Origin of the sequence: Amycolatopsis thermoflava N1165 (assembly GCF_000473265.1) — a bacterium.
Taxonomy (GTDB): domain Bacteria; phylum Actinomycetota; class Actinomycetes; order Mycobacteriales; family Pseudonocardiaceae; genus Amycolatopsis_E; species Amycolatopsis_E thermoflava.
This window is the reverse complement of the sequence record NZ_KI421511.1, coordinates 3,685,757-3,699,033: the sequence shown is the minus strand read 5'-3', so window position 1 is coordinate 3,699,033 and position 13,277 is coordinate 3,685,757. Positions and strand designations below refer to the sequence as shown.

14 protein-coding genes are annotated in these 13,277 nt (G+C 73.1%); 7 read left to right on the top strand and 7 right to left on the bottom strand.

Annotation, left to right across the window (positions count from 1 at the left end; genetic code table 11):
- Positions 1 to 3: 3 nt before the first annotated feature.
- Together AMYTH_RS0118150 and AMYTH_RS0118145 are read left to right on the top strand one after the other, a co-directional pair.
- Complete coding sequence (locus AMYTH_RS0118150; RefSeq protein ID WP_027931528.1) at positions 4 to 1,512, top strand: PAS domain-containing protein; 1,509 nt, start codon at positions 4 to 6, stop codon at positions 1,510 to 1,512.
- Entirely contained in the window at positions 1,505 to 2,134 is a 630-nt protein-coding gene (locus AMYTH_RS0118145; protein WP_027931527.1) for a hypothetical protein, read from the top strand. The genes AMYTH_RS0118150 and AMYTH_RS0118145 overlap by 8 nt, the downstream gene beginning before the upstream one ends.
- Here AMYTH_RS0118145 and AMYTH_RS0118140 read toward each other — a convergent pair.
- Genes AMYTH_RS0118140 through AMYTH_RS0118125 form a run of 4 tightly spaced genes read right to left on the bottom strand, consistent with a single transcriptional unit; the run spans position 2,121 to position 5,782 of the window.
- Complete coding sequence (locus AMYTH_RS0118140; protein ID WP_017981284.1) at positions 2,121 to 2,720, bottom strand: MSMEG_1061 family FMN-dependent PPOX-type flavoprotein; 600 nt, start codon at positions 2,718 to 2,720, stop codon at positions 2,121 to 2,123. The two genes, AMYTH_RS0118145 and AMYTH_RS0118140, sit on opposite strands and share 14 nt — an antisense overlap.
- Positions 2,717 to 3,739 carry a FecCD family ABC transporter permease gene (locus AMYTH_RS0118135; RefSeq protein ID WP_017981285.1) on the bottom strand — a complete coding sequence of 341 codons (1,023 nt, stop codon included), beginning with the start codon at positions 3,737 to 3,739 and terminating at the stop codon, positions 2,717 to 2,719. The genes AMYTH_RS0118140 and AMYTH_RS0118135 overlap by 4 nt, the downstream gene beginning before the upstream one ends.
- The gene (locus AMYTH_RS0118130; protein WP_027931526.1) at positions 3,736 to 4,767 is read right to left on the bottom strand and encodes a FecCD family ABC transporter permease; all 1,032 of its coding nucleotides are present in this window, start codon (positions 4,765 to 4,767) and stop codon (positions 3,736 to 3,738) included. The genes AMYTH_RS0118135 and AMYTH_RS0118130 overlap by 4 nt, the downstream gene beginning before the upstream one ends.
- Before the next feature lie 4 nt (positions 4,768 to 4,771).
- Positions 4,772 to 5,782 carry an iron-siderophore ABC transporter substrate-binding protein gene (locus AMYTH_RS0118125; protein ID WP_027931525.1) on the bottom strand — a complete coding sequence of 337 codons (1,011 nt, stop codon included), beginning with the start codon at positions 5,780 to 5,782 and terminating at the stop codon, positions 4,772 to 4,774.
- A 195-nt stretch (positions 5,783 to 5,977) separates the two neighbouring features.
- Here AMYTH_RS0118125 and AMYTH_RS0118120 point away from each other — a divergent pair, with 195 nt between their 5' ends.
- The gene (locus AMYTH_RS0118120; protein WP_027931524.1) at positions 5,978 to 6,382 is read left to right on the top strand and encodes an ATP-binding protein; all 405 of its coding nucleotides are present in this window, start codon (positions 5,978 to 5,980) and stop codon (positions 6,380 to 6,382) included.
- On the opposite strand, the gene AMYTH_RS0118115 is transcribed toward AMYTH_RS0118120, so the two are convergent.
- Positions 6,307 to 7,302 (bottom strand): LysR family transcriptional regulator, encoded by a 996-nt coding sequence (locus AMYTH_RS0118115; RefSeq protein ID WP_027931523.1) that lies wholly within the window; start codon positions 7,300 to 7,302, stop codon positions 6,307 to 6,309. The two genes, AMYTH_RS0118120 and AMYTH_RS0118115, sit on opposite strands and share 76 nt — an antisense overlap.
- Positions 7,303 to 7,382: 80 nt before the next feature.
- Here AMYTH_RS0118115 and AMYTH_RS0118110 point away from each other — a divergent pair, with 80 nt between their 5' ends.
- The 4 genes from AMYTH_RS0118110 to AMYTH_RS0118095 are packed head-to-tail and all read left to right on the top strand — an operon-like array spanning position 7,383 to position 9,972.
- Positions 7,383 to 8,588 (top strand): MFS transporter, encoded by a 1,206-nt coding sequence (locus AMYTH_RS0118110; protein WP_027931522.1) that lies wholly within the window; start codon positions 7,383 to 7,385, stop codon positions 8,586 to 8,588.
- Between the two features lie 10 nt (positions 8,589 to 8,598).
- Positions 8,599 to 9,201 carry a hypothetical protein gene (locus tag AMYTH_RS45230; RefSeq protein ID WP_051362738.1) on the top strand — a complete coding sequence of 201 codons (603 nt, stop codon included), beginning with the start codon at positions 8,599 to 8,601 and terminating at the stop codon, positions 9,199 to 9,201.
- Positions 9,202 to 9,222: 21 nt separating this feature from the next.
- Complete coding sequence (locus AMYTH_RS0118100) at positions 9,223 to 9,546, top strand: roadblock/LC7 domain-containing protein (protein WP_027931521.1); 324 nt, start codon at positions 9,223 to 9,225, stop codon at positions 9,544 to 9,546.
- 33 nt (positions 9,547 to 9,579) lie between these two features.
- On the top strand, positions 9,580 to 9,972 hold the full coding sequence (locus tag AMYTH_RS0118095; RefSeq protein ID WP_027931520.1) for a hypothetical protein: 393 nt from the start codon (positions 9,580 to 9,582) through the stop codon (positions 9,970 to 9,972).
- Here AMYTH_RS0118095 and AMYTH_RS45225 read toward each other — a convergent pair.
- A complete protein-coding gene (locus AMYTH_RS45225; protein WP_051362736.1) occupies positions 9,969 to 11,171 on the bottom strand; it encodes an FAD-binding protein in 1,203 nt (400 codons plus the stop codon). The genes AMYTH_RS0118095 and AMYTH_RS45225 overlap by 4 nt on opposite strands.
- The gene (locus AMYTH_RS0118085) at positions 11,171 to 13,216 is read right to left on the bottom strand and encodes a DUF6351 family protein (RefSeq protein WP_027931519.1); all 2,046 of its coding nucleotides are present in this window, start codon (positions 13,214 to 13,216) and stop codon (positions 11,171 to 11,173) included. Before AMYTH_RS0118085 ends, AMYTH_RS45225 begins: the two co-directional genes overlap by 1 nt.
- Positions 13,217 to 13,277 lie beyond the last annotated feature (61 nt).

Genomic DNA, 13,277 nt, shown 5'->3' with positions numbered 1-13,277 from the left:
GAGATGTCGGACCGTGTCGATTTCGAGGCGGTGTTCCGCGCGGGTGCGACGCCGAGTGCGTTGCTGTCCAGGGACTTCGTGATCGTCGCGGTCAACGACGCGTACGAGAAGGTTTCCGGGCGCCAGCGTGCCGAACTCGTCGGACACGACGTGTTCGAGGCGTTCCCGGACGACCCGGAGGCCGCCCGCGCGCTGCGCGTCTCGCTGGACCGCGTGCTGGCCACCGCCGAGCGGAACGTGATGGCGCTGCTCAAGTTCGACGTGGCCGTGCCCGGCGGCCGGAACGAGGTCGAGCACCGGTTCTGGAGCCCGGTCAACGTGCCGGTCCTGGACGACGACGGCAGCGTCCGGATGATCCTGCACCGCGTCGAGGAGGTCACCGAGGTCCTCCGCGAACTGGGCCTGCCGCGGCAGGACGCGGCCGAGATGCAGGCCGGGCAGGCGGAGGTCTACGCCCGCAGCAAGGAACTGGAGCGCACCAACCAGCGCCTGGCCACCGCCACGGACATCACCACGGCGATGCTCGCCGACGCGCCGGCGGACGTGGTGCTGCGGTTGATCGCGTTCCGGGCCAAGGAGATCGCCGGCGCCACGAGCGGGTGCGTGCTCCTGCGCGAAGGCGACGGGTTCGTCGTCGCCGCGGAGGCCGGGGATGCCGCCGTGGACCCGGCCGCGCTGGCCGCGGAGGTCCGCCGGACCGGCAGGCCCGGGGTGCGGGTGACCGGCGACGGCGTCGCGGTGGCCGTGCCGCTGCGCCACGAGGAGGAGGTCCGCGGCGTCCTGGTCGTCACGAGCCCGCCGGGCCGGAGCGGGCTGGGCAGCCCGGCCATCCTGCCGCTGGAGCCGTTCGCCACGCAGGCCGAGCTGGCGCTGGAACTGGGCGACCGGCGGCGCGACACCGCCCGCCTGCTGCTGCTGGAGGACCGCGACCGGATCGCCCGCGACCTGCACCGGTCGGTGGTGAGCCGGTTGTTCCAGCTCGGGCTGGAGCTGAGCTCCGCGGCCGAGCTGATCATCCGGGCGGAGCAGGCGCGGCGTGTGCGCGGCGTGGTCGTCGCGCTGGACGGCGTGGTGCAGGACCTGCATACCGCGGTGTTCCGCACCGGGGGAGTGCGCCCGGACGGCCGGACCTTCCGCGAGCGGCTGCAGGACCTCATCGACCACGCCGCCGAGTCGCAGGGGTTCGCCACCACCTCCCGGATCGATCCCCGCCTCAACGGCGTGCTCGGCGAACTGGCCGAACAGCACCTGATCGCCGTCCTGTCGGAGGTGCTGATCGGCGAGGTGCGGGACCGGACGGCGCAGGTGACGGTGTCGGTGGGCGTCCGGCCGGACCGCGTGGTCGGCGAGGTGACGGTCCGTGGGCTCGACCTGCCCGCCGGCATCGCCGAACTGGGCCTGACCGCGCTGGCCCGGCGCGCGGAGCAGCTCGGCGGGTCGCTGACGCTCGACACCGGTGACGGGGAACGGCATTTCACCTGGCAGATGCCGCTCGCGGGGGATCATGGCTGACGTGAGCACCGACCACCTCGACGACGCCGTTCAGCTCGCGCTGGGCACGCTGCGCACCGCACTCGACGCCGACTGGGACGTTCCCGCGGGCGATCTCGACTGGAGCTGCTGGGAAACCGCCGAGCACCTCTCCGACGACTTCTTCGGCTATGCGGTCCGGCTCGGGCCGCGCACCCCGCCCCGGCACGGGGAGGTGCCCTACTTGTGGCAGCGGCTGCGGCCGGGCGGCCCGTCGAACGCCGTGCACGCGGACCGCTCCGCGGGCCCGGCCGGCCTGCTGCGCGTCGTGGAGGCGAGCGCGGCGCTGCTGACCGCGATGGTGCGCACCACCCCGGCGCACGTGCGGGCCTGGCACGTCTGGGGCGAGGCCGACCCGGCCGGGTTCGCCGCGATGGGGATCGTGGAGACCCTGGTGCACACCCACGACCTGGCGGCCGGGCTCGGCCTGGCCTGGGAGCCGCCGGGGGAGCTGTGCGAGCCCGTGCTGCGACGGCTCTTCCCGCACGTCGCCCCGGACGAGCCGTGGCCGACGCTGCTGTGGGCGACCGGCCGGGGCGAGCTGCCGGGACGGGCTCGCCTCGGCGAATGGCGCTGGTACGCCGCGCCGCTCACCAGCCCTTGAGCTTCGCCGTCTCCAGCTGGTTCTTCAGCAGCTGACCGCCGGTGGGCAGGTCCGCCTGGTCCGGCCAGGTCGCCGGGTCCCACACGCCCGAGCGGCGAAAGGCGTTGGCGCAGTGCACGAACAGCTCCTCGACCTCGACCACCACGGCCAGCGCCGGTTTCACCCCGCCCTCGGCGAGCTCGCCGAAGAACGGGGCCGAGCGCACGATCGTGGCGCGGCCGTTGACCCGCAGCACGTCTTCCTTGCCGGGCACCACGAACAGCATCCCCACCCGCGGGTGCCGCAGCAGGTTCCGCATGGTGTCCAGCCGCCGGTTGCCGGGGCGGTCGGCGAAGGCCAGCGCGCGGTTGTCGTCGAAGACGAGGACGCTGCCTGCCGGGTCGCCGCGCGGGGACAGGTCGAGGCTGCCGTCGGGCGCGGTCGTCGCGACGAAGTACAGCGTGGCGGCGTCGATGAACTTCCGGCTCAGCTCGTCGATCCCGGCCAGGCCCTTGGCGGCGATCACCGGCGCGGGCGGGCTGATCACCTCGCGCAGTTCGGCCTCGCTGGTGACGACTTCGGCGTCCTCGGGGCGCCAGGCGGTCATGAACGTGCTCCTCGGTTCGCGGTGGCCAGCAGGTACAGCAGGTAGGGCGCGCCGACGGCCCCGGTGACGACCCCCACCGGCAGCTGGTGGGCGCCGCTGAGCAGGTGCTGCGCGGCGAAGTCCGCGAGGAGCGTGACCAGCGCGCCGACCAGCGCGGACGGGACCAGCCCGGGACGGCCGGTGCGCAGGACGCGGGTCGCGATCGGCCCGGACAGGAACGCCACGAACGCGATCGGCCCGCCGACCGACGTCGCCACCCCGCACAGCGCGGCCGCGAGCGCCAGCAGCGCGAGCCGCACCCGGTCCACCCGCAGGCCCAGCCCCTTGGCGGCGTCGTCGCCGAGCTCCAGCACCGTCAGCGTGCGGCCGAGCAGCAACGCGGCCGGCACGAGCACGACCAGGAACACCGCGGCCATCCGGACCTCGCCCCAGGCGACGCGGTTGAAACTGCCGGTGATCCACACCAGGGCCTGCGCGGCGATCCGCACGTCCGCGCGGGTCAGCAGGTAGGACATGGCGCTCGCGGCCAGCGCGGCGACCCCGATGCCGACCAGCACGAGCCGGTGCCCGGTGACCCCGCGCCGCCAGGCCAGCGCGTAGATCAGGACCGACGTGGCGAGACCGCCGGTGAGCGCGGCCGCGGGCACGACCAGCCCGGACACGCCGAGGGTGATCAGGCACAGCACCGCGGCCAGCGACGAGCCCGCGGTCACGCCGATGACGTCCGGGCTGGCGAGCGGGTTGCGCAGCAGCCGCTGGAACAGAGCGCCGGACAGGCCGAACGCGAACCCGACCAGCAGGCCGGCGAGCGCGCGCGGCAGGCGCAGCCGCAACACGATGTAGTCGTCCCGCACGGTGCCGCCGCCGAAGAGCGTGCGCACCACGTCGGGCAGGGCGATCGGAAAGTCCCCGATGGACAGTGCGAGCAGGAAGACCGCGAGCACCGCCACGGCCAGCACTGCGGTGACGGCCGCGGTGCGCCGCGCCGTGCGGCGGTGGACCTCGACGACGCTGGTCATCCACGCACCCGCTTCCGCCGTACCAGCGCGATGAACACCGGCGCGCCGATCGCCGCCGTCACGATGCCGACCTGCAGCTCGCCGGGCTGCGCGAGCACCCGGCCGACGATGTCGGCGGCCAGCAGGACCAGTGGCGCCAGCACCATCGAGTACGGCAGCAGCCACCGGTGGTCCGGGCCGGTGATCAGCCGCGCGGCGTGCGGCACCATCAGGCCGACGAAGGCGATCGGGCCTGCCATCGCGGTCGCGGTGCCGCACAGGACCACCACGGCCAGCGCGCACAACGCCCGGCCAGCGTTCACGTGCACCCCGAGCCCGCGGGCCACGTCGTCGCCCATGGCCAGCCCGTTGAGGGCGCGCGCGGAGGCCAGCGCCAGCACGAAACCCACGACCAGGAACGGCAGGGCCTGCGTGACGACCGACGAATCGCGGCCGGCCAGCGCGCCGACCTGCCAGAACCGGAACTGCTCGTAGGTGGCGTTGTCGGTGACCAGGATGCCGGTGGTCAGCGACCGGAACGCGGCCTCGCACGCGGCGCCGGTGAGCGCGATCTTCAACGGGGTCGCGCGGTCCCGGCCCAGCGAGCCGATCCCGTAGACCAGGACCGCCGCGAGCCCCGCGCCGAGGAACGCGAACCAGACGTAACCGGTCATCGACTGGATACCGGCCAGGCTGATGGCGGCGACGATGCACAGCGACGCGCCCGCGTTGACGCCGAGGATGCCGGGATCGGCGAGCGGGTTGCGCGTGACACCCTGGATGATCGCCCCGGCCAGGCCGAGCGCGGCGCCCGCGAGCAGCCCGATCAGCGTGCGCGGGATCCGGACCTCCCACACGATCACGTGGTCCGGGTTCGCGGGGTCGTGGTGCAGCAGGGCGTCGACGACAGCCGACGGCGGGAGCCCCTTGGCCCCCACCGCCATGCTGGCCACCACGGCCAGCCCCAGCGCCACCAGCCCGAGGATCAGGCCGAGGCCGAGCGGGGCCCGGCGGCGCTGGGGGAGCGCGGTCGTGGTTTCGCGGAGCACCGGGTCAGCGTGCCAGCGCTTCGGTGATCATCGGCACCACCTTGTCGATCGCGTAGCTCAGGCCCAGCGGGGTGGCGCTGGCGAAGGCCTGCGAGATCGTCTTGTCCGACAGCACGACCACGTGCCCGGCCTTGACCGAGGGCACCGCCTGGAACAGCGGGTCGCTGTCGATCTGGCTCGCGTCGATGCCGATCGGCGAGATCACGGTCAGGTCGGCGTTGAACAGGTCCATCCGCTCCGGCGAGACGGTGATGTAGAAGTCCTTCCCGGCCAGGGCCTGCACCGCGGGGGACTGGGCGAAGCCGAGCCGCTCCATGAACTCGATGCGCGCGCCGCCGTTGACGTAGGCACCGTAGGAGGTGGCCATCTTCGCCCCGACCGCGACGGTCTTGCCCGTGAACTCCGGGTGCGCGTCGGCGGCCTGCTGGAACTTGGCGTCCAGCTCGTTGCGCACCTGCGCGGCCTCGGCGGTGCGGCCCAGCGCCTTGCCGATCATGTCGAGCTGCTGCTGCCAGGTGGTCGCGTAGGCCTCGCCGCCGGCGGGGATGCTCAGCACGGGGACGCCGAGGGCGGCCAGCTGGTCGTAGCGGGCCTTGTCGCCGCTGGCGCGGGTGTCCAGGATCAGGTCCGGGTTGAGCGCCGCGACCTGCTCGGCGCTGACCTCCAGCGTGCCGAGCATCGTCGGCGCGGTCGTGTAGTGCTTGTCCTGCGGCATCCACGGCGCGACGCCGTCGCCCCCGATCGGCAGCCAGTCCGCGGCGCCGACCGGCTGCACGCCGAGGGTCAGCGCGACCTCCGCGTCACCCCACCCGAGCGCGACGACCCGTTTGGGCTGCTGCTCGATCGTCACGTCGCCGAACGCGGTCGGGATGGTGACCGGGAACTGACCGCTCGCCGGGGTCGCCGGCTCGGTCGCGCTCTGCTCCGCGGACGAGCCGCAGCCCGCGAGCACGAGGACCGCGCCCAGAAGGAGAGCCAGGAGGGAACCGCGCGCACGCGGCCGGGGGAAACGCATGGGGACAGCCTCTCAGATTAGGTAAGCCGATCCTAAATTAGGTAGCCCTCGGTTCGCCGTCCAGATGGCCGTGATCACAACGGGGGCCAGGGCTGGTGTTTCCGTGCCGGAGGGTGTGACATGGACACGCCGCGGTTCGGCGAGCGGGACAATCGCTCGTGACGCTTTGAGCAGACAGGGCGTGGGTGAGCGGGATTGGATGACGCGTCGGTGGGCGCATTGGTGCTCGACCTGCCGCACACGGTGCCGCCGCTGGTGCAGGTGCGCCGGTGGGTGGCCGCCGAGCTGGACGACCTGGGCGACGACGGGGTGGTCGCGGTGCAGCTGATCGCGACCGAGCTGCTCACGAACGTGTACGACCACGGCGGCGGGAGCGGCCAGATCCGGCTGTCCCGCGACGCGAACCGCATCCTGGTGGAAGTCGACGACGGTTCCCCGTCGCCGCCCGTGATGGGGGACGGGAACCCGAAGTCCGTGCGCGGGCGGGGCCTGGTGCTGGTGGACAAGCTGGCGCGGTCGTGGGGCTACCGGTCGCGGGCGGACGGCGGCAAGACGGTCTGGGCGCTCGTCGACTGCGAGACCCTGAGCTGGACTTCCTGACGGATCCAGGACGGGCGCCACACGGGTTCGGGGAGTGGCGCCAGGTTGGCGAAGTGCGCGAGGACGGGCCGGAGGCCCGGGTGCGGATGCGCCGGGACCAGCAGGGAGAGCGGGTAGGCGAGCACCGGGTCCACGATCGGGATGCGGCGCAGGCCGAACTGGGCGGGCCAGGTGTAGCGGTCGCGTGCCCCCACCAGCGTGGCCACCTCGGCGGACCCGGCGAGCGCCTCGAGCAGCACCTCGTCGCCGAAGTGCGGGCCCGCCGCGTCGATGCGCAGGCCGAAGTCCGTGACCAGCTGGTCGTAGAACTCCGCCCATTCGCTGCGCGGCGCGATGCCGGGCACCCAGATCCGCAGCCCGCGCAGCTCCGCCGGGGTCACCGACGGGGCGTCGGCCAGCGGGTGCCGGGGGCCGGCGAGGAGTTCCAGCGCCGAGTCGAAGACGTGGATCATCCGGACGTCGCCGGGCAGCGCGGCCGGATCGGGGACGGTGCGGAACGAGGCGTCCACCTCGCCGGACATCACGGCGGCCGCTGCCACGCGGGGGTCGTCGACCCGCAGCGTCACTACGTCCAGCTCGGTGCCGGGGTGTGATCGCCAGTAGTCGTGCAGGACGACCGCCTGTGCGCTGCGCAGGCCGAGGACGTCGATCCGCAGGGCACGGGAACCCGGCCGGACGGCGGCGATGCCGCGGTCCACGCCCGCGACGACACCCCGCGCGTGCGGGAGGAACGCCTGGCCGTCCGCGGTCAGCTCGACGCCGCGCGCGGTGCGGGTGAACAGGCGGACCCCCAGCTCGCGCTCCAGCGCGGCGATCCGCTTCGAGACGGCCTGCTGGGTCACGCCCAGCTCGTCGGCCGCGTGCTGCAACTGCCCGAGCTCCGCCGCCCGGACGAACGATCGCACTGCCTCGGTGTCCACCGGGCCAGCCTAAGCAGGGCCAACTCCCGGTTGTGGCTCGCCGGGAGCCGGTTGTTTGATCCGGTTCCGCCCTGGCCGGTGTGATCTGCGGCGTGGAAGCCGATCTTCGCCGGCTGTGGTCGGCCTACGCGGTGAGCACGTACGGCACGTGGCTCGCCTCCGGGGCGTTCCCGCTGATCGCGGTGCAGGTGCTGCACGCGCCGGCGTTCGCGGTGTCGTTGCTGGAGGCGGCCGGGCTCGCCGCGGCGGCGGTGTGCGCGCTGCCGCTCGGGTGGTGGGTCGAGCACCGGCCCAAGCGCCCGGTGATGATCGCGATGGACCTGGCCCGGTTCGCCGCGATGGCCAGCGTGCCCGTGGCGTACGCCTTCGAGGTGCTGTCCTACGGCCAGTTGCTGGTCGTGTCGGTTGTCGCCGGGACCGCGAACATCGCGTTCACCGCCGCGTCCGGCGCGTACCTGAAGCACCTCGTGCCCCGGTCGCGGCTGCTCGCGGCGAACGGGCGGTTCGAGGGCACGAGCTGGGTGGCGACCGCGGCGGGCCCGCCAGTCGGGGGCGCGCTGGTGGCCCTGCTCGGCCCGGTGGTGACGGTGCTCGCCGACGCGCTGAGCTACCTGCTGTCGGCGCTCGGGGTGCTCCGCATCCGCGGCGGTGACGTCGCGGCGCCCCGCGTCGCGCGGTTTCGCGTGGCCGACCTGCTCGCCGGCGGGCGGGTGATCGCGCGGGATCCCGTGCTGCGGCGGCTGTTCCTCAACTCGATTCTGGTCAGCGGCCTGATCATGGCCACCACGCCGCTCCTGGCGGTCCTCCTGCTCGGCGAGTACCGGTTTTCCGCGTGGGAGTACGGGCTGGCGTTCGGCGTCCCGGCGCTCGGCGGGTTCGCGGGCGCCCGGCTGTCCGCCCGGTTGGCGCGGCGCTACGGGCGGCACCGGGTGCTGACCGCCTCCGGCTGGCTGCGGTCGCTCTTCCCGCTGGGGCTGGCGTTCGTGGGCCCTGGCGTGGCGGGGCTCGTCACGGTGATCGTCGTGGAGGCCTTGCTGATCACCTGCATGGGCGTCTTCAACCCGATCCACGCGACGGAACGGCTGCACCGCACGCCGGCGGACCACGCCGCGCGGGTGCTCAGCACGTGGAGCGTGAGCAGCAAGCTGCTGCAGGCTGGGCTGATGGCGGAGTGGGGCGTGCTGGGGACGCTGACGAGCCCGCTGTGCGCGATCACGGTTTCCGGGGTGCTGCTGCTCGGCACGCCACTGCTGCTGCCACGACGCGGTTTCGAGTCCGACGGGTAACGTCGGGATCATGGGGGTCCGGCACTACCTGCGCAACGAGCGCCGTCTGTTCGCGTCCATCGGGCTCGGGTTGCGGCGCCGGAAAGCGCTTGCGCCGGGAGCCGTCGCGGTGGGTTATTCGCGGGCGCAGCGGCCGCTGCTCGTCGTGTTCGTCGTGCTGACCGTGGTCGAGGGGCTGCTGTTCGCGCTGGTCGGGTTCGGGCTCGTGGTGCACCTCGTCCTGGCGGCCGTCGAGCTGTACTCGCTGCTGATGGTGGTCGGCCTGCTCTGCTCGATCGTCGTGTACCCGCACTCGGTGTCGGCGGACGAGGTCCGCGTGCGCTACGGCGCGTTCCTCGACGTGCGGGTTCCGGTGAGCGCCATCGCGGGCGTACGCGCCCGGAGCGAGGACCACTCGGGCAGGCGGGGGTTCGACCTGGACGGCGAGACGTTCACGGTGGCACTGTCCTGGCAGACGAACGTGGTGCTCGAGCTGAGCCGCCCGGTCGCCTTCACCCGCCCGCTGGGCCGGCCAGGCGAGGCGCGGGTGATCAAGTTCTACGCCGACGATCCGCAGGCCGCGGCTGCCGCGATACACCACGCCATGGTGCGTCCGCGTGAAAGCTCACCGTGAGGGGGCCAGCACTATCGGCACGTGATCCTCGAAGGTCTCGTTCGCGAACTCCCACAGGTGCGGCACGCGGTGCTGCTCACCGCCGACGGTCTGGTGCTGGACCACTCGGCCGGCCTGGACCCCACCGACGCCGAGTACCTGGCCTCGATGGCCGCGGTGCTGCAAAGCCTGGCGCTACGGGTGAGCAACGTCCTGGACGGCGGGGCGTCCCGGCAGGTCGTCGTGAGGTGCGACCGGATCGCCCTGGTGGTCCTCCCGTGGAACGACCAAGAGCGGCTCGCGCTGGCCACCGCAGAGGCGGCTCTCGATGAGGTCATCGCGAAACTCGCTCCCGGCGCCGCTTGACCTTTCAGTTGCTTGAAGGCGCATCGTGGGGGCATGTCGAGAGAAGAACTCGCCCTGGCGATGACGAAGGAACCCGCCGAGGCGCGGCGCATCCTGTTGCGGCTCTGGGAGGAGGGCTCGGCCGTCGACCGCTGCGCCGCGGCGCACTTCCTCGCCGACCGGCAGGACGAGCCCGGCGATGAGCTGCTCTGGGACCTCCGCGCGCTCGAAGTCGCGCAGGCCGCGGATCCCGCCGAGGTGCACGGGTTCTTCCCGTCCCTGCACCTGAACCTCGCGGACGTCTACCACCGCCTCGGCGACCTCGCCAAGGCACGCGAGCACCTCGCCGCGGCGGAGGCCGTCACCGACACCCTCCAGGACGACGGCTACGGGCGCATGATCCGCGGCGGCCTGGCGCGGCTGGCGGAAAAACTGGCCGGGCGCTAGAAGATCCCCGGCCCCGGCGTCAGCATGCCGGCCGGGTCGTACCGCGCCTTCCAAGTGCGCAGCGAGGGCCATCGCGAACCGAAGTGGTGTCGCCAATCCGCCTGGGTGAAGGGGATCGCGCCGACCGGGTAGGTGAACCCGCCCAGGTCGCGCGCCTCCTCGTAGAGCCGGCGGTTCTCGGCGACCTGCCGGGCGACCAGGCCGGCGTCGTCCGGCGGAAAACGCAGGATCGCCACGAGAAAAGCGATCCGCTCGGCTGGCAGGCGGACCAGCGGCGCGTGCACCTCGCCGGTGAACACCGGGTAGAACAACACGCACCCGGCCGGCCCGAGGTCCGCCGGCGTCAGCCGCTCCACCAGCGCGGTCAGGAACCCCACGGCGGCCGACGCGGGCAGGAAGCAGTTCCACCACGGGTGCGGGTGGAACCACGCGCCGGTCCCGGTCAGCAGCGCCTCGGCGGCGTCCAGCCGGTGCTGGAACTCCACGTAGGACAGATCCCCGCCGGAGTACGCAGCCGTCTCCAGGAACACCCGCCTGCCCGCCTCGCCGAAGCGGACCTGGCCCTGCACGAAGTCGAACCGCCCCTCCTCGACGAACCGCACCTGGTCCGCCGCCGCGGCCGCCACCGTGTCGTAGTCCACCTCGTGCCGGCTGATCCGCGGCGGCGCGGCGACCAGCCGCAGCGTGGCGCGCGTGATGATCCCGCACTGGCCCAGCCCGCCCAGCACCGCGGCGAACAACTCGTCCCCGGGGCCGCACGTCCGCACCACCCCGTCCCCGGTGACGACCTCCAGCGCGACCACCGTGTCGGTCTGCAGCCCGTGCCGGAAACTCGTCCCGCCGATCCCGCCCACCGACAACGTGCCGCCCACCGACAACCGCAGGTAGTCGGTCAGCACCGGCGGCGTGCGGCCGCGCTCCCACGCCGCCGCGAGCACCGCGTCCCAGCCGGCGCCCGCGTCCACCACGATCCGGTCCTCGGCGACCTCGTGCACCGCGGCGAGCGATGACATGTCGACCACGACACCGTCGGTCAGCGCCTGCCCGTACCCGGAATGGCCCCGTCCCCGCGCCGCGACCGGCACCCCGTCCGCCGCCGCGGTGCGGACGATCTCGCCGACCTCCCCGGCCGAGCGCGGCCGCAGCACCGCGGACGGCCGTCGCCGGACCAGGCGCCCGAAGTCGGCGGACGCGGTCATCAATACCGCTGCCAGACCCCGGCGGGCTTCCGGGCGCCCACCCCGGGCTTGCTCCAGTCGCACACCCCGTCCGGGAACGCCGCCCGCAACCGCTGCTGCTCCTCCCGGGTGAACGTGACCGGCAGGTAGTCGCGGAAGTCCACCGGCTTCAGGCGGCATTTCAGCGCGTCCATGGCGAGCCCGGACCCGGCGACCAGACGCGTGTTCGCCGCGACCGGGAACAGCGCACCGCACCGCCCGCTCGACGGGTAGGTCAGCCGCTCCGGCACGCGCTCGGTCGCCGACACGTAGCACCCGTCGCCCAGGTCCGCGGGGCGGTTCGCGACCACCTTCTGCTGCGCGCCGCGCCCCGACCGGTCGTTCCCGATCGCCGTCAGCCAGCGGTCCATCGCGTCCAGCTCGTAAGCCGCCGCGACCGCGGCGTCCGCCGGGCGGCTCGCGATGATCACCTGGTTGTCCGCCGCCCCGCTGCGCCGCAACCGCTCCCGCATCACGAACGACCACTCCGTGGTGTGGATGTCGGCGCCGAACCCGGCCAGGTCGAGATCCGTGCGCTGGTCGATGATCGGCGTGGTGCGCAACCCCAGGGACGCCGAGTTGAACACCCCGGACCGGTAGGCCGCCGACAACGCCTTCGGATCGGCCGCGCTCCGCGCCGGCACCGGGGCGCCCGTGTAGTCGAGCCCGCCGATGGCGGCGTTCAGGTCCACGAACTGCGCCGCCGAAATCTGCCCGGCCCGCAGCGCCGACAGGCCGTACTGCACCCCCGTGTTGTCCAGTGTGCTGCGCACGAACCCGGTCCGCGGATCACGCCCGAGCTGGTTCACCAGCTGCTCGTTGGAGTTGCAGATGACACCGTCCGGATTGGACACCGGATCCCAGCGCTCGGATACCGGCAGCAGCGGGGTGCAGCTGCCGGTCGCCGTCGCGCGGTTGGCGAACGTCTGCTCCCACGACACGCACGTGCTGTAGGTGTGGAACCCGGCCACCGCGAGCCGCTGCTCCGGCGTGAACGAGCTGCCCGCGCCGGCGAAGTACCGGTTGAGCATGCGGCAGTCCGAGACCGGCCCGGCCGTGCTCAGCGGGTCCGGGTAGGAGATGCCGGGAATGATGCCGTCCAGGATGCCCGGGTAGTTCTCGGCGATGTCGTACTGCTGGATCGCGCCGCCGGACCCGCCCCAGCCGATGGTGTGCCGCACCGGCCCGTAGGTCTCGGTGAAGTGCTCCTTGACCATCATCGCCGCCTCCGCGGAGATGATCGGGCTGCAGTTGTTGTCCAGCACGTTCAGGCTCGACGAGGCCACCGCGTACCCCTGCGACAGGAACAGGTCGTTCAGCACCCCGCCGGTCGACGCGCCCTGGTGGTACCCGGAATTGCAGCCGCCGCCGAAGGTGTAGACGAGTCGCTCGTTCCAACCACGCTCCACAGTGAACGGTGACGGCGCGGTCCCGTCGGTCAGCGCGGCGATTTCGTAGACGGCGCGGTCGATCGTGCCGCGTTCCACCCGCACGATGTAGGGCATCCCGTTGACCGAAGCGAGATCCGCGGGCCGGGACGCCGGATCGGCCAGCGGCCGGAACTGCCCGCCGGTCGTGCGGTACTGGTAACTCACCTGGGTCGGCGCGCTGCACAACGGCGGCGTCGCGGCCGGCAGCCCGTAGGCTTGCGTCTCGCAGTAGAACGGCTCCTGCTGCCGTCCGGAGAACACCGGCCCGGTGATCGGGTGGTTGGTCACCCGCAGGCTCGCGCGTCCCCGGCCCGGCGCGCTCGCGACGATCTCGTTCGTCCCGTCGCGCAGGCCGCCGACCAGGCCGAGCAGGGTGTCGCCGGTCTGCTTGAGCTCGCCGGTGACGTCACGGCCGTTCGCCGTCACCCGGACGTCCCGCGCCGCCGGGACCCGCACCAGCACCTGCCCGCCGCTGACCAGGTCGGCGTGTGGGTTGGAGACGGATTCGACGGTCAGCCGCGGCGGCGCCGCGACCGCCGCCGGAACGGTGAGCAGCGAGGCCGCACACGCGGCGGTCAGCACCAGTGCACGCAGCAAGGGGGCACCCCCAGGCTCGTGCGCCACCTCGTCGTGGCGCCCGCGTCGGGTATAGCACGCT

Coding starts and splice junctions, on each gene's coding strand:
- AMYTH_RS0118135 (WP_017981285.1), bottom strand. CDS start 3,739: ATGACCAGCGTCGTCGAGGTCCACCGCCGCACGGCGCGGCGCACCGCG.
- AMYTH_RS0118145 (WP_027931527.1), top strand. CDS start 1,505: ATGGCTGACGTGAGCACCGACCACCTCGACGACGCCGTTCAGCTCGCG.
- AMYTH_RS0118125 (WP_027931525.1), bottom strand. CDS start 5,782: ATGCGTTTCCCCCGGCCGCGTGCGCGCGGTTCCCTCCTGGCTCTCCTT.
- AMYTH_RS45225 (WP_051362736.1), bottom strand. CDS start 11,171: ATGACCGCGTCCGCCGACTTCGGGCGCCTGGTCCGGCGACGGCCGTCC.
- AMYTH_RS45230 (WP_051362738.1), top strand. CDS start 8,599: ATGGGGGTCCGGCACTACCTGCGCAACGAGCGCCGTCTGTTCGCGTCC.
- AMYTH_RS0118150 (WP_027931528.1), top strand. CDS start 4: ATGTCGGACCGTGTCGATTTCGAGGCGGTGTTCCGCGCGGGTGCGACG.
- AMYTH_RS0118140 (WP_017981284.1), bottom strand. CDS start 2,720: ATGACCGCCTGGCGCCCCGAGGACGCCGAAGTCGTCACCAGCGAGGCC.
- AMYTH_RS0118095 (WP_027931520.1), top strand. CDS start 9,580: ATGTCGAGAGAAGAACTCGCCCTGGCGATGACGAAGGAACCCGCCGAG.